The 22,926-nt window shown below is 40.5% G+C and carries 20 protein-coding genes; 10 read left to right on the forward strand and 10 right to left on the reverse strand.

What is annotated here, in order from left to right; translation table 11 throughout:
• The first annotated feature begins 45 nt into the window (after nucleotides 1-45).
• Complete coding sequence (locus tag J2W55_RS06410) at nucleotides 46-756, forward strand: DUF92 domain-containing protein (protein ID WP_310093249.1); 711 nt, start codon at nucleotides 46-48, stop codon at nucleotides 754-756.
• A 19-nt stretch (nucleotides 757-775) separates the two neighbouring features.
• Entirely contained in the window at nucleotides 776-1,561 is a 786-nt protein-coding gene (locus J2W55_RS06415) for a M90 family metallopeptidase (RefSeq protein WP_310093250.1), read from the forward strand.
• A 9-nt stretch (nucleotides 1,562-1,570) separates the two neighbouring features.
• Here the strand turns inward: J2W55_RS06415 and J2W55_RS06420 are convergent, their stop codons facing one another.
• Entirely contained in the window at nucleotides 1,571-2,392 is an 822-nt protein-coding gene (locus tag J2W55_RS06420; protein WP_310093252.1) for an MBL fold metallo-hydrolase, read from the reverse strand.
• A gap of 109 nt (nucleotides 2,393-2,501) precedes the next feature.
• On the opposite strand from J2W55_RS06420, the gene J2W55_RS06425 reads away from it, so the two are divergent.
• On the forward strand, nucleotides 2,502-3,155 hold the full coding sequence (locus J2W55_RS06425) for a YceH family protein (protein WP_310093253.1): 654 nt from the start codon (nucleotides 2,502-2,504) through the stop codon (nucleotides 3,153-3,155).
• Between the two features lie 30 nt (nucleotides 3,156-3,185).
• Here the strand turns inward: J2W55_RS06425 and J2W55_RS06430 are convergent, their stop codons facing one another.
• Nucleotides 3,186-7,493, reverse strand: coding sequence for a hybrid sensor histidine kinase/response regulator (locus J2W55_RS06430; protein ID WP_310093255.1), 4,308 nt, complete (start codon nucleotides 7,491-7,493; stop codon nucleotides 3,186-3,188).
• 233 nt (nucleotides 7,494-7,726) lie between these two features.
• Here J2W55_RS06430 and J2W55_RS06435 point away from each other — a divergent pair, with 233 nt between their 5' ends.
• Complete coding sequence (locus tag J2W55_RS06435; RefSeq protein WP_310093257.1) at nucleotides 7,727-7,942, forward strand: VF530 family protein; 216 nt, start codon at nucleotides 7,727-7,729, stop codon at nucleotides 7,940-7,942.
• A 4-nt stretch (nucleotides 7,943-7,946) separates the two neighbouring features.
• On the opposite strand, the gene J2W55_RS06440 is transcribed toward J2W55_RS06435, so the two are convergent.
• The 4 genes from J2W55_RS06440 to J2W55_RS06455 form a co-directional block, all read right to left on the reverse strand.
• On the reverse strand, nucleotides 7,947-9,248 hold the full coding sequence (locus J2W55_RS06440; protein WP_310093259.1) for a DEAD/DEAH box helicase: 1,302 nt from the start codon (nucleotides 9,246-9,248) through the stop codon (nucleotides 7,947-7,949).
• Between the two features lie 68 nt (nucleotides 9,249-9,316).
• Complete coding sequence (locus J2W55_RS06445; RefSeq protein ID WP_310093262.1) at nucleotides 9,317-10,126, reverse strand: tRNA pseudouridine synthase A; 810 nt, start codon at nucleotides 10,124-10,126, stop codon at nucleotides 9,317-9,319.
• Nucleotides 10,127-10,230: 104 nt separating this feature from the next.
• Entirely contained in the window at nucleotides 10,231-10,455 is a 225-nt protein-coding gene (locus J2W55_RS06450) for a CDGSH iron-sulfur domain-containing protein (RefSeq protein ID WP_310093265.1), read from the reverse strand.
• Between the two features lie 110 nt (nucleotides 10,456-10,565).
• Nucleotides 10,566-10,826: a hypothetical protein gene (locus J2W55_RS06455; RefSeq protein ID WP_310093267.1), complete on the reverse strand. Its 261-nt coding sequence runs from the start codon at nucleotides 10,824-10,826 to the stop codon at nucleotides 10,566-10,568.
• Nucleotides 10,827-10,956: 130 nt separating this feature from the next.
• On the opposite strand from J2W55_RS06455, the gene J2W55_RS06460 reads away from it, so the two are divergent.
• From J2W55_RS06460 to J2W55_RS06480, 5 genes are all read left to right on the forward strand, one after another.
• Nucleotides 10,957-11,988 (forward strand): aldo/keto reductase, encoded by a 1,032-nt coding sequence (locus J2W55_RS06460; protein ID WP_310093269.1) that lies wholly within the window; start codon nucleotides 10,957-10,959, stop codon nucleotides 11,986-11,988.
• 82 nt (nucleotides 11,989-12,070) lie between these two features.
• Nucleotides 12,071-12,430 (forward strand): MmcQ/YjbR family DNA-binding protein, encoded by a 360-nt coding sequence (locus J2W55_RS06465; protein ID WP_310093271.1) that lies wholly within the window; start codon nucleotides 12,071-12,073, stop codon nucleotides 12,428-12,430.
• 206 nt (nucleotides 12,431-12,636) lie between these two features.
• Nucleotides 12,637-13,455, forward strand: coding sequence for a peptidoglycan-binding protein (locus J2W55_RS06470; protein WP_310093273.1), 819 nt, complete (start codon nucleotides 12,637-12,639; stop codon nucleotides 13,453-13,455).
• A gap of 217 nt (nucleotides 13,456-13,672) precedes the next feature.
• Nucleotides 13,673-15,001 (forward strand): Gfo/Idh/MocA family protein, encoded by a 1,329-nt coding sequence (locus J2W55_RS06475; protein WP_310093275.1) that lies wholly within the window; start codon nucleotides 13,673-13,675, stop codon nucleotides 14,999-15,001.
• A gap of 85 nt (nucleotides 15,002-15,086) precedes the next feature.
• Nucleotides 15,087-16,454, forward strand: coding sequence for a 3-keto-disaccharide hydrolase (locus J2W55_RS06480; RefSeq protein WP_310093277.1), 1,368 nt, complete (start codon nucleotides 15,087-15,089; stop codon nucleotides 16,452-16,454).
• A 69-nt stretch (nucleotides 16,455-16,523) separates the two neighbouring features.
• On the opposite strand, the gene J2W55_RS06485 is transcribed toward J2W55_RS06480, so the two are convergent.
• On the reverse strand, nucleotides 16,524-17,552 hold the full coding sequence (locus J2W55_RS06485) for a GntR family transcriptional regulator (protein WP_310093279.1): 1,029 nt from the start codon (nucleotides 17,550-17,552) through the stop codon (nucleotides 16,524-16,526).
• Between the two features lie 166 nt (nucleotides 17,553-17,718).
• Here J2W55_RS06485 and J2W55_RS06490 point away from each other — a divergent pair, with 166 nt between their 5' ends.
• Complete coding sequence (locus J2W55_RS06490; protein ID WP_310093281.1) at nucleotides 17,719-19,377, forward strand: alpha-L-rhamnosidase-related protein; 1,659 nt, start codon at nucleotides 17,719-17,721, stop codon at nucleotides 19,375-19,377.
• Nucleotides 19,378-19,393: 16 nt separating this feature from the next.
• Here J2W55_RS06490 and J2W55_RS06495 read toward each other — a convergent pair whose 3' ends face one another.
• From J2W55_RS06495 to J2W55_RS06505, 3 genes are all read right to left on the reverse strand, one after another.
• Nucleotides 19,394-20,422, reverse strand: coding sequence for a cytochrome d ubiquinol oxidase subunit II (locus tag J2W55_RS06495; protein ID WP_310093283.1), 1,029 nt, complete (start codon nucleotides 20,420-20,422; stop codon nucleotides 19,394-19,396).
• Nucleotides 20,423-20,434: 12 nt separating this feature from the next.
• On the reverse strand, nucleotides 20,435-21,742 hold the full coding sequence (locus tag J2W55_RS06500) for a cytochrome ubiquinol oxidase subunit I (protein WP_310093285.1): 1,308 nt from the start codon (nucleotides 21,740-21,742) through the stop codon (nucleotides 20,435-20,437).
• A 130-nt stretch (nucleotides 21,743-21,872) separates the two neighbouring features.
• A complete protein-coding gene (locus J2W55_RS06505) occupies nucleotides 21,873-22,910 on the reverse strand; it encodes a LacI family DNA-binding transcriptional regulator (RefSeq protein WP_310093288.1) in 1,038 nt (345 codons plus the stop codon).
• Nucleotides 22,911-22,926 lie beyond the last annotated feature (16 nt).

Raw genomic sequence — 22,926 nt, forward strand, 5'->3', positions numbered from 1 at the left:
GACTTAATTCACTTAATATGGGCGTAATAAATACCTTTGATCGTTATGCTGTCACAATATGGTTTATTAGCTCTTATTTTAATTTCAGGTATAGCATACAGCGTATCTGCCCGAAAACTTACCCCTGTTGCCGCTATAACCGGTGCTGTGGTTGCCTGCTTTGTTTTTGCAGGAGCTGGTTATACCGGGATAGCTATGATGACCACTTTTTTTATTTTGGGCTCAGGGGCAACGTCATGGCAGCGCCACAAAAAACAAGGCTTTACTAATCCCGAAGAACATAAAAAGGGCCGCACAGCCAGCCAGGTTTTGGCCAATGCAGGCGTTGGCGCCATAGCGGGACTATTGAGCCAATTACTTCCTTTATACACACATTTATTTGTGCTGATGATGGCTGCCAGCTTTGCCTCGGCCACGGCTGATACACTATCGTCAGAACTGGGCACAGTTTACGGCAGGCGGTTTTTTAACATCATCACATGGAGACCTGATGCGTGCGGACTTGACGGGGTAATTAGCCTGGAAGGTACATTAATTGGCGTTGTCGGTTGCGTGATCATTGCAATAGTTTATACTATGGGCTTTGGATGGAATATCTGGTCGATTAGTATAATTATTGCAGGAACAATAGGTAATTTATTCGACTCGATATTAGGTGCAACACTTGAACGCCGAAATTATATTGGCAATAACATGGTGAATTTTTTAAACACCCTGACAGCGGCTTTGGTCATGTTGATGATTTACTTTATTTAATTGTGATATTTGTGTTATCATGACTTTAATCATCATCTTGTTAATTATAGCATTTTTTGGATATTATATTTGGAGCAAGAGGCATAAAAAAAAGGCGAATATTGATGCGTTAACTTCAGTTTATAAGCCACTTTTAGAACAATATATCCCATTTTATCAATCATTAAATGATCAGTTTAAGGCGTTATTTGAACAAAAGATTGCTGAGTTTTTATCGGGTATCACCATAGAGGGTGTTGGTACAACTGTTGAAGATACCGACCGGGTTATGATAGCATCAAGCGCTATTATTCCGGTATTTGGATTTAAAGATTGGAGATACCGAAATTTAACTAATGTGATATTGTATCCCGATACTTTTGATAGCGAGTTTCAGTTTGTGGGAGAAAGCAGGAATATCCTGGGCATGGTAGGTAGCGGCTACATGAATGGGCAAATGATATTATCACGCGCGGCCCTTATTAAAGGCTTTTCGAGATCTGCCGGCAAAGAAAACACTGCCATACATGAGTTTGTTCACCTGCTTGATAAATCGGATGGTGCTACTGATGGTATTCCCGAAAACCTGCTTGCGCATGATTATGTAATGCCGTGGTTAAAGATGATACATCAGGAAATTCATCAAATTGAAGAAGGCAGATCAGATATCAACCCATATGCCATTACCAACGAAGCTGAATTTTTTGCCGTGGCGGCGGAGTATTTTTTTCAAAAGCCCGACGAACTCAAGCACAAACATGCTGAATTGTATGCTATGCTCAGCAAAATATTTATGCAGGATATTGCAAAAAACAATATCATTTAACGGGTTTAACTATAACAGATTAAAGCCAAGATCCAATTGTCCGGAGTAAGCAAGTGTGTTAGTATTATGCCCAATATGATAAACGGGCGTTTCCTCAAACCGCGATGCTACAATAATGTTAATGCCATCGGCGCAGGCAGTAAACAACTCTTTAACAAGTTGAGGGTTATTGTTGTTGTGCGATAGGTGCGAGAGCAGCAGGTGTGTCATGTGCGAAGGCCGGTGGGTAGTAAATAGCGCCAATGCTTGTTTGTTTGAAAGGTGGCCTTTACCACCACGGATCCGCCTTTTCAAATGGTAAGGATATCCGCCGTTATCCAGCATTTCATCATCATAATTAGCTTCCAGAAATGCGGCATGACACTGGCTGAAATATCGGATAAGCCTGTCGCATACAACGCCAATGTCAGTGAAAACCCCCACGTTAATATCATTGTAGTTTATTATAAAACTGTGTGGCTCGGATGCGTCATGCTCTTTTGGGAATGAGGTAATTTGCAGATCGCCAACGCTTACAGTTTCAAATTCCTTTAAATGGTGCACAAGTTCAATATCCAGGCTGCCATTTAAGTGGAGTAACGTCCCCGGGGTGATATATACGGGCAGCTTGAACTTTTTGGCCAGTACTGGTATGCCACGTATGTGGTCAGAATGTTCATGTGACACAAATATTGCCTTTACTTTTTGCATAGATAAGCCAAGCCTGGCCATACGCTTTTCAGTTTCACGGCATGATATGCCGGCATCAACCAATATAGCTTCCCGCTCGTTCCCAATGTAATAGCAATTGCCATTACTCCCCGAATTTAGTGATGTAATGAATAAAGACATGTAAATACAAAATAACGGATTTAAGCTAAGTTTTACCATTCATTAACACGAAATGTTTAAAAATAACCGCTAATATTTTGCGGCTATAAAAAGCTGCTTATATTTAGCCATGGATTCACCACAAACTTTACCTGTACTTAATGCTATTGAACTTCGCGTATTAGGATCCCTAATGGAAAAAAGCAAAACTACGCCCGACTATTATCCTATGACCCTGAATGGCTTAACAGCTGCATGTAACCAAAAAACATCACGCAAGCCTGTAGTTAATTATGATGAAGGCACTGTAACCGAAGCGTTGAATACATTGAAAAGGCGCGGTCTGATCTCGACCGTCACTGGGGGCTCTATCCGTAATATCAAGTATAAACATAATTTTGCTATTGTTTTCCCGGTGATCCCCGCCGAAGTAGCTTTAATTTGCCTGCTGATATTGCGGGGGCCACAAACACCCGGCGAACTCAATACCAACTCGGGCAGGTTATACGAATTTGAGTCGATAGAAGAAGTTCAGGAAATGATAGAGAAATTAGCTGATCCGGCTCTGCCCTATGTAGTTCAATTGCCTAAGCGGCCAGGTCAAAAGGAAGTAAGATATGCTCATTTATTAGGCGGTACCCCTGAAATTGATGAAAATGATGATATAGAAGAATCCAACACCAGATCAGGCAGTGGCCTTGAAGCCCGTGTAATAAAACTGGAACAAGACCTTGCCGAAATGAAGGAGGCATTTGATAAACTGATGAAAGAATTGATGGGGTAGGGCTGTCAATAGGAATAAACCTATTATAGCCTAATAACTCTTGTTTAAATTTTTCTTTGTTACGCCCTCATGAGCTTTTTTTAGCATATCTATCAAACCTTCGGTTTTCATGGGCTTGGCTATATAATCGTCCATACCCTCACTTAAACAAAGCTCGCGGTCGTCAGGGCCGGCGTTGGCAGTCATTGCAATAATATAGGGTTGTTTAAAGGCATATTTGCGTATGTAGCGGGTTGTTTCAAAGCCATCCATTTCGGGCATTTGCACGTCCATAAATACTACATCAAACGGTGTTGATTTTAGTTTATCCAGTGCCTCGTTACCGTTTTGCGTCATTTCAAAATGATATCCAAGTTTGCTCAGCATACGGTCAATCAATTTTTGATTCACGGTATTGTCTTCTGCAATTAAAATGCGCAATGGGAACCGCAATGCAAAATTTTCATCGAGCAGTTTTAATGGTTTATCTTCGGTAAATGACACCTGTTTAAGATTTTGCAATTCCGCCTGGATACTTTTGCCCAACTGACTTTGCTTAACAGGTTTAGTTAAAATGGCCGAAAACAACCCCGGATATTTTTTCTTTGAACCATCGCCTATTGAACTTAACATTATAACAGGCACGTTTTTATAATTTGTTTTAATAGCGCGCGCAAGTTCAATGCCATCCATGTCAGGCATCTCCATATCGGTTATCACCAAATTAAAGTTTGAATCAACTGATAGCAGTTCAAGCGCTTCAATAGCCGATGATGCAGCTACCGTTAACAAGCCCCACAGCTCAAGCTGAGTTCTTAAAATGAACCTGTTTGTTTGATTATCATCTACAACCAGTATTTTTTTGCCTTCCAGATCAGTGGGATTAAACACTATAGGGACGTGCTTTGACTGTTTTTTACTGGTGGCAGCCCTGATAGTAAACACAAAAACAGATCCTTCGGTAAAAACACTTTCAACCCAAATATCACCTCCCATTAATTTAACCAGCCGCTGGCTGATCACCAGGCCTAAGCCGGTGCCGCCATATTTGCGGGTTGTTGATGAGTCTACCTGTGTAAAAGCATTGAACAGGTCAGGAACCTTTTCTTTGGGGATGCCTATGCCGGTATCCATAACGCTAAAGCCTATTTCAATTTCACCGTTCCCAAACTTTTTGGACAGAAACACTTTTATGAATACCTCGCCTTTGTGAGTGAACTTCAGGGCATTACCGGTTAAATTGGTTATTACCTGTTTAAGGCGTAAGCTATCACCAACAATTTGCTGAGGTAGTTCCGGGTCGATCTGGTAAATCAGCTCAAGTCCCTGTTGTGCTGCTTTTGCCGAAAAGAGGTCCATCACCTCTTCAATACAATGTCGTAGGTCGAAATCTTCCTGCTCCATCTCCATTTTCCCGGATTCTATTTTTGAAAAATCAAGAATATCGTTAATCACATTTACCAAACTATCACCACAGGAAATAATGGTATCGGTATATTCGCGCTGTTCGCTATTAAGGTCCGTTTCGCCTAAAAGGGAGGCCATACCTATTACTCCGTTCATTGGCGTCCGTATTTCGTGGCTCATTGTAGCTAGGAATATACTCTTTGCCTGATTGGCCTTATCGGCCTCTTCACGTGCCTGCTGTTCTTGTAAACGCTGTAATTCTAATTCTTCTGATTGAGACAGCAGCTCTTCGTTCAATGCCTGTAACTCTTCTGACTGAGCTTGCAACTCCGCATTCAGTTCCTGGAGATCATCAGCCTGTTTTTTTAACTCTTCAGATTTGAGTAAAACCTCCTCGGTACGTTCAGCTACCTGTTGCTCTAATAACGCTTTTTGCCTGATGATGGAGTTTACCTTTAAGCGGTATAAAAAATAAATAATACCAAATAAAAGTAGTGCCATGATTGTAATAAACCACCATGTAAGCCAAAATGGTGGCAAAACAGTTAGTTCAACACTTAATTCATGTGATGACCAGTTGCCGTCGCTATTTTGGCTTTTTACCTTAAATATATAATTGCCCGCGGGCAGGTTGGTATAGGTTGCTGTGTTTTTACGGCCTATATAATTCCAGTTTTTGTCAAAACCTTCTAATTGGTAGGCATAAACTGTTCGGTTTGATAAGGCATAATCTAAAGAGACAAATTCAAATGAAATTACCGATTGCTCATGCGTTATGGTAATTGCTTTGGTAACGGTGATGTCTGCTTTTAAAGGTGAAGAATCCCCATTATTTTTAGCTGGCGTAATGCTCTTATTTAAAATTTGAAAGTCGGTTAAAATTAAAGGCGGATTATAAACGGTTTGTATAATCTTATCCGGATCAAATACGTTAAAGCCATTAACCCCTCCAAAATAGAGGGTGCCGTTATTGCTTTTTAAAGCGGAGTGCGGCTTAAATTCGTCTGCCTGTAAGCCGTCATCAACGGTGAAGTTTTTAAATGTTTTGGTTACCGGATTAAACTTTGATATGCCTGTGTTTGTGCTTACCCACAAGTTACCTTTATTATCTTCTTTAACTGCGTAGGTATAGTTATTGGGCAAACCATCTTTTACTTTAAAACTGGTGAATTTGCCTGTTTTTGGATCAAAACGGTTTAATCCATCAAAAGTGCATATCCAAATATTGCCGGCATGGTCTTCAAGCAAATCAAGCGCGGTATTATTGCTGATGCTGTTTTTAGATCCGTCGTATTTATAGCTGGTGAATTTATTGGTTTGTTTATTAAAAAGATTAAGGCCGCCATCATTGGTGCCCACCCAAAGGTTGCCTTTTGAATCCTCTAACAATGAATTGATGTTATCACTGCTCAGGCTTCCTGCATCATTAGCATTATGCCTGTAGTGTGTGAATTTATTTGTTCTCGGATCATAAAGATCAAGACCCTGACCAAGGGTGCCAATCCAAACTTTATGGTCGGCCGAGGAAGTTGTTATTGCATAAATATTATTACCGCTTAAGCTGGTACTGTCATCAGGATTATGCTTATATGATTTAAACTTACGGGTTTTGCCATCCATAACACTAAGGCCATCACCCCAGGTACCTATCCATAAATTGCCTTTATCATCTTCTTTTGTTGTTAAAATATAGTTTCCTGCTATACTGTTTTTATTATGCTCATCGTGTTTGTATGCTTTAAAATCTCCCTTTTCTGAATTAAAAAGATTTAAGCCCCCGCCGTCGGTACCTACCCATATATTGTTTTTTTTGTCCTGATAAATACTTAAAATATAGTTGTTAGAGAGACTGTTGGGTTGCAAACTGTGCTTATAATGAACAAAATTTTCCTTTATTTTTTTATAAAGGTTAATGCCTGATGCAAAAGTGCCTATCCACATATTGCCCACTCCATCTTTAAATATTACATCAACAGAATTACTGGCTATACTGCTGGCATCAACATCGTCCTGATAATAATTACTGAATTTATCTGTGTTTGGGTTTAATATGCTTAAACCACCATTTTCGGTACCTATCCACAGGCTGCCATTACTATCTTCTGTAATACACTGTATGTTGTTGTATGAAAGCGAATTGCTGTTTTTGGGATCGTTTTTATAATGTTTAAAAGTATTGGTATTTGGATTGTATAAATTCACACCGCCATTTTCAGTGCCTATCCATATGCGATGGCGGCTATCTTCAATAACACTGTTGATTTTATCAGATGAAATTGAACCTTCGGCCTTTTCATCATGCCTGAATATTGTAAATGTTTTACTCTTATTATTGAACAAATTTAAACCACCCTGGGTGGTGCCTATCCATAAATTGCCGTAGCTGTCTATACATAAAGCCCTTAAATAATTATCGCTGATGCTTTGTGTATTACCTGGACTGTATTTGTAATGTTTAAATTTATTTTTACTTATGATGAATTCGTCAAGTCCTTCTTTTTGATTAGCGATCCATAAATTGCCGCTTTTATCAAAAGCGAGTCTCGTTAAAAAATTACTCGAGATGCTGTTTTGTTTTTTCGCATTATTAAGATATTTATAAAAGCGGTTTTTTTTGCGGTCATATTTATTAAGCCCGCCGCCTATGGTGGCTATCCATAAATCTCCATTTTTATCTTCGGCAATGTGATTAATGTAATTGTTGCTAATGCTCGTGCTATCAGAAGGGTCGTTTCTGAAAACCTTGAACCTGTTACCATCAAACCGGTTTAAACCATCGCGGGTACCAACCCATATAAAACCATAACTATCCTGAATAATAGTATTGATGTTCAGTTCCGATAAATTTGATCTGCTTCCAATTCGTTGAAAATGAATGGGTTGTTCTTGCGCAAAAACCGAGAATGAAATGGCCTGTAGAAACAATACAAAATAAAACTTAAAGCCAGTCATTATATAAAATAAATTATCAGGTATGTTATAGAGATATGTAAATAAAGCAATATCTAATTAGTAAATTTTCGGGAAAAGACAACTTGATCATGCTTTAATCTTTAAACGGATTAGCACCAAATTTGGTTATAGATATGCTCAACAGAATTTAGTTGATTGTAAAATAATTTATTTAACAAACCACGATATATGGATCAGTTGGATATAAATATCTTTATAGTTTACCTTTGCATATGCAGCAACAAAGCAATAACCCACTTCATGGCAAAACCTTGGAGATGATCCTGAATGAACTTGTAACCCGCTTTGGTTGGGACGAACTGGGTTCCCGCATCCACATCAATTGCTTTACCGACAATCCCAGTATACAATCAAGCCTTAAGTTTTTACGAAAAACGCCCTGGGCCCGCAAAAAAGTGGAAGATCTGTATATAACTTATTGCGTATAATTGATTAGTGTTTGCGTTTGTTGTTCATTTTTGCCTTTTGGCCCGAACTATAGTTGTAAGTTTTTGCATTAGCTGCCTTTTTTTCATGGAAGGCGGCGCCAGGGGCACTATCACTTGATTTAGCGGGTTGCTTTTCTTCTGTTTTTTTAGCCTTTATTTCATTTTCAATAACGAGTTCATCAGGCAGGGAGGCTACAGGAATTTTTTTACCGATGGCTTGTTCAATTTTTTTTACCTGGCTTAATTCCAGATCGGTAGCAAAAGTAATAGCCAGGCTTTCGTCCTTACTGTCTGGCTGATGGTCAATGATATGCTCAATAAATGTTTCTTTTTCGGCAGGCAAGTCAAAATGGATAAGGAAAGGGATGCCATTGAGGTTAACAGACTCATTTCTTTCCTTGGCAACTATTAAAACCCTGCAATTTTCAGCAGCTTTAAAATCTTCTGTATTTTTAAAACCATTGGTGTCAAAAAACTGTGGATTTAAAAAGGCTACAGCATCACGCAAACGGCTATGGAGATTTTTATATAATTTGTCGGCAGTAGCCTGGGTGTTTACAAAAACAACTGTTTTGGTAAACAGCTCATCGTCATACATAAACAAATTCAGCAGGTTTAGTTTGGTGCCAAAGTTTGGTACATTATATAACAATTGCGGATGTGTTTGCAGTGGCGTTTCTTCCAGCTCTTCTACTTCAACAATAGCAGGCTGGTTCATGAAAGGCATAATTAATTTTTCAAGCTTTCCATGCATCACTTCGGTAAATATCAAATGCTGACATTTTCCAATACTTATGGCGAGTTCTGTAACTGGCAGTTGCATGCCTGCTTTGATCATCTGGTCTGCATCGTCAACTATAAACAGGTCAACTTTATTAAGGTTGAGGCCAAGTTTCAGGTAAATAGCTCTCGCCCTGTCAGGGGTAGCCACCACTATATCGGCTCCGTCAGCAAGCGCGTCCATTTGTGCCTCAATACCGGGCGTAACATACAAACTAACAATGGAGATCGATTTATTTTTATTCAGTCGTTCAAACTGTTCCAATACAGCCATCACCTGTTCCTTGTCGGGCACCAGGATCAATACACGCGGAACGCCTTCAGGTGCATAATTAAAACGGTTTAAAACACCTAAAACGTAGGCTGTGGTTTTTCCGCTGCCTTCGGGGCCTATTGCAATAATATCCTGACCGCCAACTATCCTTGTCAGGGTTTTCAACTGCAATTCTGTTGGGTTTGTAAAACCAGCCTCATCTACTGATCTAACCAATTGTTTATTCAGCTTTAATTTTTCAAACCACACCATCAGGAATCTTATTAATTATTTAAGATGGCGAAATTACCAATTTAAGCGTTCATATCCATAAGATTAAATTATAAGGCGTGCCAGGTAGTGTTGCTATCATTTTGAAGCATACCCGAAAAGGCGGTTCGCGGTGCCAGGTCAAGATAGGGATAAGTGACTTTTGAAAGATATAAACCCTGTGGATATGCAGGGATAATGACCTTTGGTGTTTGCTTGCTGATTAGGTGATATTCAAATTCATCAACGCTTAAATCACCGCGACCAATCTCAAGCAAACGGCCAATGATTATCCTGATCATTTTACTTAGAAAACGATTAGCCGATATGTGAAATCTTAATCTGTCGCCACTTTTATCTGTAAATAAGGCAGCCGATGTTACATTACAAATCGTATGATCAATTCGGCCTGGCATTTTGCAAAACGCCCGGTAATCACTATACAACGGTAGCAGGGCGGTCGCTCTTTTCATGGCATCGGTATTTAAACCCGTTTCGGGATACAGCGAGCTGAACCCGCTCAAGAAAGGATCTTTATAGGTATGTATAAAATAATCATAGGCGCGTTGTACAGCGTCAAACCGCGCGTGGGGCAAGCCCTCCATCGGGATAATATCAAACACCGCTATATCATCAGGTAATATCTTATTGAGCCTGAAAAATAGGTCAAAATCCCATGTCCGTTCAATATCTATATGAAAAAAAAACTGGCTTGCATGCACATGGGCATCTGTACGGCCGCAACCAACAATAGCTACCGGATATTTAAAGAGTTTAGTTAATGCTGTTTCTAAAACAAGCTGAACACTAACAACGCCCTTGTGTTTTTGCCAGCCGCTATACTTAGTACCATGATAACCTATATGAAAAAAATAGCGCATAAAATGTGGCTCAAAAATCCACAAAAAAATCCATAAATACAGGTAAAAGCAAAAGCCTCCGGCATACTATGGAGGCTTTTGGATAAGAGCTGTATGTGAACGAATTAAGCCTTTTTAGGAGGAAGATCAAATGCAACAGCATTATGTTCAAAATGTCCTTTGTGTGAGCCGTCACAAAACGGTTTGTTTGCAGATAAGCCGCAACGGCAAATTGATAATACTGTTCGGCCTTGCAAACCATACTGATTGCCTTGCGCATCTACAATTTCAAATTCGCCTTCAATTTTTACAGAGCCGTTATTATTGATAACAAGTTTAGTTTTTTCCATGTAATAATATTTTTGGCAAAGGTAACTTATACCTGTATTTTCGGCTGGTGAATTTGTAATTTAGACCTGTTCCTGATTAAGCCCCGTTTTTGTTGACAGACCTTCAATGCTCAGTTAAACGATTGGCTAAAAGCAACCAAAACCTGTAAGAATACGTGTCTGTCGAGCCCGAAAGAGGTGGGTTGTTCAGGCTTTACAGGGACCCCGTGTTTATATTTTAATGGAAACAACGCAATAAAATCGCGAATGCTGATCTCATATCGAAGTAAAGGGTCGCGCCTGTGGATTTCTTCCAACCTCATCTCAAAAAGAGACATGCGTAATGGATCTGCTATCATTGTTTCAAACTTACTAATTAATTGCTTTGCCATACTGGCATTGTTTTTATAAATGACAAACTTATGATAGCTAAAACAATTGGCTTAAACCCATAAGCTTTAGCTTTGTTAAGTATGAGTCATAATAAAACTATGATTTTATTTTACATCAAAAATACCACAAATGGAATACAGACAATTAGGAGCATCGGGATTAAAAGTTCCGGTATTGAGTTTTGGAACCGCAACCTTTGGAGGCGGCAATGAATTCTTTAAGGCCTGGGGAAATACTCAGGTAGATGAGGCAAAAAAATTAATCAATCTTTGTTTAGATGCAGGTGTTAACTTTTTTGATACGGCCAATGTTTACTCAAGGGGGTTATCTGAAGAGATATTGGGTAAGGCATTGGAAGGACTGCGTAACCGGGTGCTTATTTCATCAAAAGCTACGTTTACCATGGGCGATGGCGCAAATGATTATGGATCATCACGTTATCATCTCATTCAACAATGTGAAGCAAGTTTGCGCCGCCTAAATACCGACCATATTGATGTTTATCACATGCATGGATTTGATGGCACTACACCGGTTGAAGAAACATTGCGGGCATTGGATGACCTGGTAACCAGCGGAAAGATCCTTTACATCGCTGCCTCAAACTTTTCGGGCTGGCATTTGATGAAATCATTATCCGTATCTGAGCGCTACGGCTGGAGCAGGTATATCGCCCATCAGGCATATTATTCGTTATTGAACCGTGAGTTTGAGTGGGAACTAATGCCTTTAGGTATCGATCAAAAAGTAAGCACCATAGTTTGGAGCCCGCTGGCATCGGGCCAGTTAAGCGGCAAGTTCAGGAGAGGGCAGCCAATTCCGGCAGATTCAAGAACGGTACAGGGTGGCAGCCACGGGCCTGCAACTAATTTTGAGCATTTATATACCATTGTTGACGCATTGGACGAAGTGGCCGAAGAAACGGGCAAATCTGTCGCCCAGGTTTCATTGAACTGGCTTTTGCAAAGGCCAACCATTACCAACCTGGTGATAGGTGCCCGAAATGAGGATCAATTAAAACAAAACCTGGCAGCCATCGGCTGGAACCTGACTACAAAACAGGTTAAAAAACTTGATGCTGCCAGTGAAGTTGACCCAATTTATCCGTATTGGCACCAACGCCAGAATACCAGGCTTAACCCGCCGCCTATAGTTTATTAAAGTGTGTTTGAGCCGAAAATTGTTGTATTTTGGACTAGTTTGACAGCAAAAAATCATAAATTTAACAATTTTCGGTTCAAATATGGCTACAAATATGCTTGTTTTCATGCAGTTTATGCGCAATATCTTGCTGCCATTGCCAGGTGTAACTGAGAAAATGCATTTTGACTCTCCTGCCTTTTATGTGAATAAAAAGATATTCGCTAATGTGAAATTAAATGATCAATTACTGGCTGTGTATACTCTTGAACGGGATAAATGGATAACCGCTGATCCTGATACATTTTTTATAACTAATCACTATCTCAACTACAAATTCATGTTGGTGCGGCTTGAAACCGTATCTCCCGAGGATCTTAAATCTCTCCTTATGACAGCATGGTACAATCGTGCAACCAAAACGCTGATCAGAAAACACGAAGAAGATGTGCAGAACGGCTAATTAACCGTCGCGTGTCTGATTATACACTTCTTTGCGTACGTAAAAGTACGTGTGGGATATCGTACAAATTCAGTACAAATACTGATGTATCAATTGAAGTTTTTTGCTTAATTTATGCTTTAAATAATTGACGCATAGCATTAAAGAAAACCATAGTTTACGTGTTAACCCAAATCTAAACCTTATCACTTTTAGCCTAACTGGTCATGATCAAGAAACAATACCTTAAAGAAATTGTAATAGCCGCAACACAACAGCGAAATGGAACTTCAAACACATCAAAAGATGTGATGAAAGTACAAAGCTGGCTCAATTTGTATGCAATAACCCACCCAACGGCCGGTACAGCAACCGGCATTGACGGAGATTTTGGTTCGGCGACGGAACAAGCGGTAAAAAACTTTCAAATTGCAAAAGGTCTGCCTCAAACCGGTATAGTTGATAGCGCACTTTTTACTGTATTATCACAGCCTATGCAAAACGCTTTTACAATTGATGTTGCCGGTAACGATCTGCGTACAATCATAGTGAATACGGCCGCGCAGCATCTTAGCAATAACCCTTTTGAACTTACCATTAAGGGGCAAACTAACAGCGGCCCATGGGTACGTAGTTATATGGATGGAAATGAAGGCAAGGATTGGCTTTGGTGTATGGGTTTTGTACAAACCATTTTAGACCAGTCTGCCAGTAAAATAGGTAAAGATTTTCGAACACTTATACCTCTGTCCTATAGTTGTGATACCGTAGCAACTACAGGTATTCATAAAAACATCCTTAGTCGTTTCAATGTTGTGCGTAGCAATCCGTCTGTGGTAAAACCCGGGGATATTTTTCTGCTTCAAAAAACAACTTTTGATTGGGAACATACAGGTATTATCACCGCTGTTAACGGCGATTTGTTTGAAACCATTGAGGGCAATACCAATGATAATGGCAGCAGCAACGGTATTGGAGTATATAAAAGGCTTCGTAATTTTCAAAAAACAAAGCTCGACGTATTATCCATACAAGGTTTAGTTTAAAACAGATTATCTTCAAATTTTAACAAGCCCCATAATCGGGGTTTGTTTTTTTTTGATCTTTCTTGGCCAAATATTTGATGGGTAAGTTTAAGTAACAGTTAATTTACAATTGCTTAGGAAAAAAAACCACTGTTTTCTTTAATGCTTTGCAAAACTTAGCTAATTTGCCATATGCTCAAAGAAGCATTTGGACGTAAACCAATTAACCGATTCAGATATGATTAGCCGCAGAAAGTTCATTCAAACAACTTCCTTAGCCGGTACTTGTTTCCTGCTAACGCCCGAAATATCAAAAGCCGGATTTTTTAAAGGGAAACCAAATAATAAAGTAGTGTTGGGCATGATGGGGACTAACAGCAGGGGGCTGTATCTCGCTCAGAGTTTTGCAAAAATACCTAACGTTGAAATAGGATACATATGCGATGTAGATTCCAAAGTGGTTGACAAAACCATTAATGAAATATTCAAGATCACAGGGAAAAAACCTAAAGGCATTACGGATATACGCAAAATGCTGGAGATAAAGGATATTGACGCGGTTGTTATTGCAACTCCCGATCACTGGCACGCCCCAGCCACCATTATGGCCTGCCAGGCCGGCAAACATGTATATGTTGAAAAACCATGCAGTCATAATCCCCATGAGGGTGAAATGGCTGTTGAAGCAGCAAAAAAATACAACCGGCTGGTGCAAATGGGAAGCCAGCGCCGTTCATTTTCTAATGTGCAGGCCATGGTGAAAGAATTGCATAATGGTGTGATTGGCCGTACCTATTATGCCAAAGGCTGGTACACCAATCACCGGGCAAGCATTGGGCACGGTAAGGAAGTGCCTGTACCCCAAAATCTGAACTATGAATTATGGCAGGGGCCCGCGCCCAGAAAACCATACCGGGATAATCTGATCCATTACAACTGGCATTGGTTCTGGAACTGGGGAACAGGCGAGGCCCTGAACAACGGCACACATGAACTTGATGTTATCCGCTGGGGACTGGGCGTTGATTTTCCAAGTAAGGTAGTTTCAACGGGAGGTCGTTTTCATTTTAGCGATGATTGGCAAACCCCCGATACACAAAATATTTTGTATAATTTCCCTAACAATACCGCGGCTGAATGGGAAAGCCGCAGCAGCAATGGCTTTGATATTGAAAAATTGGGCCGGGGTGTAATATTTTACGGCGATAAAGGCACCTTGTTTTATGGCAGCGGCAACGGCTACCAGGTTTACGATGGCGACAACAAACTGATAAAGGATGTTAAGGACGATACCAAGGTAGATGCCACCAATAAAGTGAGCCCGACTGAATCATTGGATGGCTTTCACTTTAAGAATTTTATTGATGGCGTAAGAGGCGACGCGCCTTTAAACTGCCCTATCGAAACAGGATTTAAGTCAACTTTATTACCGCAATTAGGCAATATATCTTACCGGGTAGACAGGGTGCTGCATATTGACCCATCAAACGGACATATTTTAAATGACCCCGAAGCCGCCAAATTATGGAGCAGGGAATATGAAAAGGGCTGGGAAGTTAAAGTATGATCTGCCGAGTTAGGTTATTGAGGGAAGGAATACCAACCAATTAAACCACATTTTTTTTGACACAATTAAACAACCAATATACTATATGAAGAAAATCATCTATCCTGCCATCGTCCTGTTTGCTGCAGCTGCTTTAATACCAGCAAAAGCTCATGCACAAAATGCCTTATTTGACGGCAAAACACTCAACGGCTGGAAACGCCTTGCAGGTACTGCCGACTATAAAGTTGAAGACGGACAAATTGTAGGCACTACTGTTTTAAACTCAGGTAACTCGTTTTTAGCTACTGAAAAAGAATACGGCGATTTTATACTGGAACTTGATGCAAAAATTGAAAGCAACTTAAGCAACTCCGGCGTGCAAACCCGCAGCCATTATGATCCGGCAGGGCACGAAGGGAAGGGAAAAGTTTATGGCCGTCAGCTTGAAATTGACCCATCCAGCCGTAGTTGGACTGGCGGTATCTATGATGAAGGCAGGCGCGACTGGCTTTATCCGCTTGATTTGAATGCCAAAGCCAAAGATGCCTTTAAAGTAGGCGTGTTTAACCACATCAGGATAGAATGTATTGGCAATGAAATGAAAACCTGGATTAACGGCGTTCCCGCTGCCGATGTAGTTGATACTATTGACAGCAAAGGGTTTATAGCCTTACAAGTTCACGCGGTAAGCAAGCCGGAGCAGGCCGGGAAAAAGGTTTATTTTAAAAACTTTAAGCTGCAAACCACCAATTTAAAGCCAAAGCCATTTCCAAAGGATGTATATGTAGTGAACTTGCAACCCAACAGCATTACTGCGGCAGAGAAGGCGGCAGGATGGAAGCTGTTATATGATGGAAAAACCAATACAGGCTGGCACGGAGCTACGCTTACAACTTTTCCAGCCAAGGGGTGGGAATATGCTAACGGAACTATGCATGTGTTACCGTCAACCGGTAAAGAAGAATCAGGTGGCGGCGATATTGTTACCAATGATAATTACAGCGCCTTTGACCTGTCTTTTGAGTTTAAACTTACGCCAGGCGCCAATAGCGGCATAAAATATTTTGTAACCCTGTCTGAGGCAACCAAAGGATCGGCTATAGGGCTGGAGTACCAGGTACTGGACGATAAGCTTCACCCTGATGCCAAACTTGGACGTGACGGCGACCGCACCCTGGCATCACTTTATGACCTGATTAAAGCCAACAAGCAGGACCGTTTTGTACGCCCCATTGGCAGCTGGAACATTGGCCGTGTAGTGGTATATCCCAACAACCATGTTGAACATTACCTTAACGGGGTTAAGGTGCTTGAATATGAACGCGGCTCAAAAGCTTTTAAAGACCTGGTAGCTATTAGTAAATATACCATCTGGAAAAACTTTGGCGAAGCGCCCGAAGGCCACCTGTTGATCCAGGATCATGGAAATGAGGTGTTTTTTAGAAATTTAAAGGTAAGAAACCTGAAATAACCACCATCTTTTACAAAAGAACGCGTTATTGCTTTTTGCAGTAACGCGTTCTTTTTTTGGTATTGTTTTTTACAAGGAGCTCCGCACCGTAACATTAAACGGTATCGCAAAATGTTCGTGGCAATTATTGAGGGCAAATTCCGCGGCTTTGCTGCCCATAAGTTTAAAATCTGTTGATATGGTGGTAATGCCGTCTAATATGATCTCTTTAAGCGCCGTTTCGTTATACGAGATCACACCAACATCCCGGGCTACCTCCAGACCGGATGCAATGATCTTTTTAATAAGGTCAACCAGGTCATCTTCTGTAAGGCTGATGTAAACCGTTTGTGGATGGATCACTTCTTTGGTTAAAGAATCAACAACTGCATATTCAAAAGCATACTGCCTGCAAAAATTCAGGAAACCTTTCATGATCTCTTTAGAATGATAGGTTTTGCCCGGAAATACCAGTTTAATGGTATTGTATTTACTTAATTTATCCAATAGTTTTTTCAGCGCCTCATATACATCAAATGCAAAGTTTTCATAAATAGCAGCGAATTTGCCACTAACACCTGGCACCAGATTATCTAACAGGATCAGCTTATCCTTGGGTATGGTGTTGATGATCTCATGCGCCTTGGTCTCATTATCTAAAAAATGCGGAATAATGATATATTTTGCATAATCGCTTTGAAAACTTTCGGTTATTATCTTTTTAAAGAAATAAAAATCATTGTTGTAGATATAAAAATCAATAGTGGCCTGTTCGCCAATAGTGGTTACAAAAGCATCGTAAATTATCTTTTTGTGCGCGCTAAGCTTGTTGAACAGCAGGAATATTTTGAGTGGTTTCTTAAAGTCGGTATTTGAAATAAAGAAGCCTTTGCCCGGTACCGAGCTTACAATGCCTTTGTCTTTCAATTCCTTATAAACCCGCTCAATTGTATTTCGTGAAGTATCCAGTGCGAAGCTCAGGTCATTGATGGAAGGGAGCATATCGTCCTTAACAATATCGCCGCTTTCAATACCCCTGATAATGGCGTTGGATAGCTGCAGGTATTTTGGGGTAATGGAATACTCATCAATTGACAATATTTTAAGGTAGTTCTTCACGTGTTATAATTGTAATATCACAAATGTAATATTACATAATTGTATTTATTCTGTGAAAAAGATAGTAGGGGATGGTTTGAAAAATGCATATATTTATCTTCATTAACCAATTATATATCTTTATTTCAGGTCATTACCCATTAGTTAAAACTTAAACTATTCCCCTATGGTATTAAATTTACTCAGCCCCAAGTTTATCCTGTTTTTTGTATTGCTTCCCGCCGTTTTCGCAGGCGGCGTAAAAGCACAGGATGTTTTTCAGCCTTACCGGCAAGACTGGTTAAAAAAAGCTGAAGACAATAAGCCCAAACTAACCGAAACAGAGAAACATCCATTAAACATCGTAAAGCTTGAACAGGATGCTGCCGCTTTTCAGGGGTGGAAAGCGGTAAATACCGATAGTGTTGGAAAGCTATACAATAACTCGTTTAAAACGCAAAGCGGCGTAGTAGTTGATTTTGGCGAGCACCTTACCGGGTATTTCACCTTCAACATAAAATCATTAAAAGGAACACCGGATGCACCCGTCAGGCTTAAATTTACGTTTGGCGAAGTACCGTCTGAATTGTCGGTACCGTTCGACCCATATAAAGGCACCATAAGCCGTGCATGGCTGCAGGATGAAACTGTAACTGTTACAGAAATGCCGGCCACCATCACCATTCCCCGCAGGTTGGCATTTCGTTACGTAAAGGTTGAGTTGCTGGGAGCTTCGCCTTATTTTGATTTTCATATCACCGATATGCAGCTTAAAGCAACCACCGCGGTAACGTTTAAACCGCCGCTTTTAGCACCAACAACATCGCCGCTTATTGCCGATATTGACAGGGTTGGCCTTAATACTTTAAAGGAATGTATGCAAACCGTATATGAGGACGGACCCAAACGTGATCGCAGGCTGTGGATAGGCGACCTTTACCTTGAATCATTGGCAAACCAATACTCGTATCAGAAAAACGACCTCACTAAACGCTGTTTTTATCTGTTGGCGGGTTTGTCTGGCGACGATGGTATTCTTATTTCAAATGTATTTGAAACGCCCGAGCCGCATGCGCAGGTGGGCAACAGGTTGTTAGATTATTGCTTTTTATTTAATGTAGCGTTAAAGGAATATGTAGCTGCTACGGATGACAAGCAAACCGGTATTGACTTGTGGCCTGTTGCTAAAAAGCAACTCGATATAGCCCGTAAATACGCAGGTAAGGATGGCATGATGGATTATATAAAAGCCGGAAAAGAATGGTGGGTGTTTTTTGACTGGAAAGATGACCTGGACAAGCAAGCATGTTTGCAGGGATTAACAATTTATACACTAAACCAAACCTATGCGCTGGCAAAAATTTTAGGCAAAGAAGACGAAGTAGCTGATATTCCGGCATTGGCCAGGAAACTAAAAAACGCGGCATATAAAAATCTTTATAATCCAAAATCGGGTTTATTTGTGAGCGGGATAAATAAACAGGTCTCATACGGAGCACAGGCCTGGATGGTATTGAGCGGCGTTGTCTCAAAAACCGAAGGTCAGGCCGCTTTGAAAGCTCTTGTCTCAACGAAAGACGCGGTACGCCCGGGGGCGCCCTATATGTTTCATTATTATGTAGCTGCGTTGATAGAAAGCGGGTTAAAAGCCGAAGCTAAAGAAGCCGTTGAAACTTACTGGGGAGGCATGATAAAAAAAGGAGCTGATACTTTTTGGGAAGTTTATGACCCTAAGGACGAGCTGAAATCACCTTACAATTTTTACCCGGTAAATAGCTATTGTCATGCCTGGAGCTGTACACCCGTTTACTTTATCAGGAAATATCCTGAGATATTTCAGCGGTAAACCGTTGATCTTAAAGTCAATGTTCAGCAGGTTTTCCCGGAACTTTCTTTTTAAAACTATAATATAAATAGCCTAATGCAGGGAGTATAAACAAACTGCCCACCAATAAACCTATGCCCAGATCATCAATGGTTTTGGAAGTGGCATGGTCTGTAAGCAGCGACATGGAGCTTCCGTCTTTAAATATCACAAAGCGCGGAAAACGGGTATGTCCAACCGATATCAGGATCATGCTTACCTGAAATGCTGCCAGCACCCTTATCCATTGCCTGTTCTTTTTGTCGGAGATGATAAACCATAATAATATTAAAGACAAAGTAGCTGCAATAACCGCTATTAAGCTTAGCGGGTTTCCAAATATCCAGTTAGCAAGATGAACATGTTCAAAATGTGAGGCCAAAAAAACCAGTGAGCCACATATAACAGCAACTATATTCATAACCTTAGCCTTTTTTATAAAGCGTTTTATATCAAATAGTTCGGTAGATTCTCCAACCAGGTAAATGGCGGCAAGGAAGCCGCAAAGGGCAACGGTAAAAAAGCCTACCGCAACAGAAAACCAATTGAGCCAGCTGAAAATGTAAGCGCCGGCAAAGGTTTTTGCCGTAGGATCTATCTGACCTGATAAGGCGCTGCCCGCGATAATGCCTAAAAATAAAGGTGTAACAAAGCTGGAGTAAACAAACATGTGGTTATAAAAGCCTTGTGTTTTTTCGTCCTTTATGGCATCATAATTACGGAACGAGAATGCTGTTCCGCGGGCAATGATACCCATTAGCATAATCAATAACGGAATATGCAGGTAAATGCACATTTGGCTATAAATAGTCGGGAAGCCCACAAATAAAATAACAACAGTAATAATAAGCCACATGTGATTGGCCTCCCATATTGGTCCTATGGCCTGATACATGGTTTTGCGTGTGCGGTGTTTATTATCGGTTGATGTGAAAAGTTCAATAATGCCTGCGCCAAAATCGGCCCCGCCCAACAAAAAGTAAAGCGTAATAGCAGCAAATAAAAACAGGATAACAACGTATAACATAATTTTACGGGGTTAACGGTCGTACAATTCGGGTACCATTTGGATTTGCCTTTTAAGCAGGAAAATGACAAATACACTCAGGGTAAAATAAATAAAGGTAAACAAGTAAAAAGAGTACTGTATACCCGGCATTGGAGTTACCGCTTCGCTGGTACGCATAACGCCCTGAATTATCCACGGCTGGCGGCCAACTTCAGTAACTGTCCAGCCGGCTTCTAAAGCAATAAAGCCAGTCGGTGTTGCCCAGATAAACATTTTTAAAAACCACGGTTTAGTAAACCAGTTCTTTCGCCACCATAACGCAATAAAGTATAAAACACCAATAAATAACATCAGCACACCAAAGCCAACCATGATTTGAAAGGCGTAATGGGTAACTGCCACGGGTGGCTGGTCCTTAACCGGTATTTTATCCAAACCATTAACTTCCTGCTTAAAATTATCATGTACCAAAAAGCTCAGCAGGCCCGGTATCTCAATGCCATAGTTTACTTTTTTGGCGGCAGTATCCGGTATACCGCCAATAACCAAAGGAGCATAAGTTTGAGTATGAAAATATGCTTCCATCGCTGCTAACTTGGCAGGCTGCCTTTTGGCTGCACCTTTAGCCGATATATCGCCGCTTAACGGTTGTAAAATAGCCGCAGCAGCGCCAAATATAATAGCGATCTTGAACGCCTTGCTATGAAAACGAACATTACGGTTTCTGTAGATCATTAAAGCGTGGATACCCGCTACGGCGAAGCCAGTGGCCGAAAATGCCGCTATGGTCATATGCAGCGATTCTGAAAACCAGGCTTCATTGAACATGGCTTTCAGCGGGTCGATATTAAGATATTTTCCGTTTACAAAATCAAATCCCGAAGGACTGTTCATCCATGAATTTGCTGATACCACCAGTATTCCCGATGCTATACCGCTGATACCCACCACAACACCCGTGGCCCAGTGAAACCAGGTGTTAAGTTTGTTCCAGCCATACAGGAAAAAGCCTAAAGCTATAGCTTCAATAAAAAAAGCCACACCTTCCAGCGAAAAAGGCATTCCGAATATCGGGCCGGCATGTTTCATAAATCCGGGCCATAATAAACCAAGTTCAAACGAAAGCATAGTGCCCGAAACTGCTCCTGTGGCAAAAAATATGGCTACGCCTTTACTCCAGGCTATGGTGATGTTTTTATATACCTGGTCTTTGGTTTTTATCCATTTATAATGTGATATGGCCATAAAAACAGGCATCACCATACCTATGCATGAATATATGATATGAAAACCTAATGATAAGGCCATTTGCGACCTTGCTGCAATAAAATCATCCATATTTTAACTATATAAATAATGGTTGAAAGTTAAAGCTATAATGTAACAAATGTGTTAAGATTTGTTTATTGATATTAATTATAAAATGTAATTTTCTACTGTAACATGTTGTATTAGTGTGCAAAATTTATTAATGCACGCCGTTTTTTAATGTAGAACCCCTGATGATCAGTTCGGGTTTTATGCTGATGGTCTTTGGCTTGGCTGTTGTGTCCGTATTCCCAATCTCCTGAAAAAATAAATTAGCTACGGTATTACCCATGTAAACGCTAAACTGGTCAATTGTGGTAATAGACGGGTTAGTGATCTCAGAAAAGCTCTCATTTGCATAACCGCAAATGCCAAGTTCTGATGGTACTTTGATACCCATGGCATTGGCCACATCCAGCACACCCAGGGCCGAAAAATCAGATGTGGATGCAAATATAGCATCAGGAGGGTGGGGCAGGCTTAGTAGTTTTCGGGTACCCTGGGCTCCAAGCTCCTTTGTCCAGGCGTTTTCTACTATCAGTTCTTCAATTACCGGGATATTATACAGTTGTAAGGCTTTTAAATATCCTTCTTTACGTTGTTTGAAAATACTGAGATTCTGAGGTCCCTCAAGCAAGCCTATCCGTTTGTAGCCACCTTCAATTAAATGCGACATAGCCTCAAATGATGCCTGAACATTATCATTGATCACCTTTAAAGTTTCCAGCTCCTCGGCAACCCGGTCAAATTGTATCAATTGAATGCCATGATCAAGCACATTTTGCAAATGCTGATAATCATAGCTATCCGCAGATACGGATATCACAATACAATCCACATGCTGATTTATGAGTGTGTTTACACATTGTATCTCTTTATCATGCTGTTCGCCCGATTGGCAGATTATCAGATTGTATCCTTTTTGATAGGTGATTTCTTCAATGCCCGCAATTACGTTCGAAAAAAAGTTCTGGTTAATTCGGGGCACAACAACACCAATAGTTTTTGATTGTCCCTTACGAAGGTTTGACGCCAGTATGTTCCGTTTATAATTAAGTTCATCAGCGGTTTTCATGATGAGCTCCTTCGTTTTTTCGTTCACCTGGCTGCTGTTGTTCAATGCCCGTGACACGGAAGATGCCGTTATGCCCAACTTGTCGGCAATATCATAAATGGTGGTACGTTTTACTTTCTTCATTATAAAGTGCAAGTTG

This window comes from Mucilaginibacter pocheonensis, from assembly GCF_031456535.1.
Lineage (GTDB): Bacteria > Bacteroidota > Bacteroidia > Sphingobacteriales > Sphingobacteriaceae > Mucilaginibacter > Mucilaginibacter pocheonensis.

Bases quoted from the DNA above. Each gene is read 5' to 3' on its own strand.
- J2W55_RS06430 (WP_310093255.1), bottom strand. From the start codon at position 7,493: ATGACTGGCTTTAAGTTTTATTTTGTATTGTTTCTACAGGCCATTTCA.
- J2W55_RS06500 (WP_310093285.1), bottom strand. From the start codon at position 21,742: ATGGATGATTTTATTGCAGCAAGGTCGCAAATGGCCTTATCATTAGGT.
- J2W55_RS06410 (WP_310093249.1), top strand. From the start codon at position 46: ATGCTGTCACAATATGGTTTATTAGCTCTTATTTTAATTTCAGGTATA.
- J2W55_RS06505 (WP_310093288.1), bottom strand. From the start codon at position 22,910: ATGAAGAAAGTAAAACGTACCACCATTTATGATATTGCCGACAAGTTG.
- J2W55_RS06495 (WP_310093283.1), bottom strand. From the start codon at position 20,422: ATGTTATACGTTGTTATCCTGTTTTTATTTGCTGCTATTACGCTTTAC.
- J2W55_RS06480 (WP_310093277.1), top strand. From the start codon at position 15,087: ATGAAGAAAATCATCTATCCTGCCATCGTCCTGTTTGCTGCAGCTGCT.
- J2W55_RS06420 (WP_310093252.1), bottom strand. From the start codon at position 2,392: ATGTCTTTATTCATTACATCACTAAATTCGGGGAGTAATGGCAATTGC.
- J2W55_RS06440 (WP_310093259.1), bottom strand. From the start codon at position 9,248: ATGGTGTGGTTTGAAAAATTAAAGCTGAATAAACAATTGGTTAGATCA.
- J2W55_RS06415 (WP_310093250.1), top strand. From the start codon at position 776: ATGACTTTAATCATCATCTTGTTAATTATAGCATTTTTTGGATATTAT.
- J2W55_RS06490 (WP_310093281.1), top strand. From the start codon at position 17,719: ATGGTATTAAATTTACTCAGCCCCAAGTTTATCCTGTTTTTTGTATTG.
- J2W55_RS06435 (WP_310093257.1), top strand. From the start codon at position 7,727: ATGCAGCAACAAAGCAATAACCCACTTCATGGCAAAACCTTGGAGATG.
- J2W55_RS06465 (WP_310093271.1), top strand. From the start codon at position 12,071: ATGGCTACAAATATGCTTGTTTTCATGCAGTTTATGCGCAATATCTTG.
- J2W55_RS06450 (WP_310093265.1), bottom strand. From the start codon at position 10,455: ATGGAAAAAACTAAACTTGTTATCAATAATAACGGCTCTGTAAAAATT.
- J2W55_RS06475 (WP_310093275.1), top strand. From the start codon at position 13,673: ATGATTAGCCGCAGAAAGTTCATTCAAACAACTTCCTTAGCCGGTACT.
- J2W55_RS06460 (WP_310093269.1), top strand. From the start codon at position 10,957: ATGGAATACAGACAATTAGGAGCATCGGGATTAAAAGTTCCGGTATTG.
- J2W55_RS06470 (WP_310093273.1), top strand. From the start codon at position 12,637: ATGATCAAGAAACAATACCTTAAAGAAATTGTAATAGCCGCAACACAA.
- J2W55_RS06445 (WP_310093262.1), bottom strand. From the start codon at position 10,126: ATGCGCTATTTTTTTCATATAGGTTATCATGGTACTAAGTATAGCGGC.
- J2W55_RS06425 (WP_310093253.1), top strand. From the start codon at position 2,502: ATGGATTCACCACAAACTTTACCTGTACTTAATGCTATTGAACTTCGC.
- J2W55_RS06455 (WP_310093267.1), bottom strand. From the start codon at position 10,826: ATGGCAAAGCAATTAATTAGTAAGTTTGAAACAATGATAGCAGATCCA.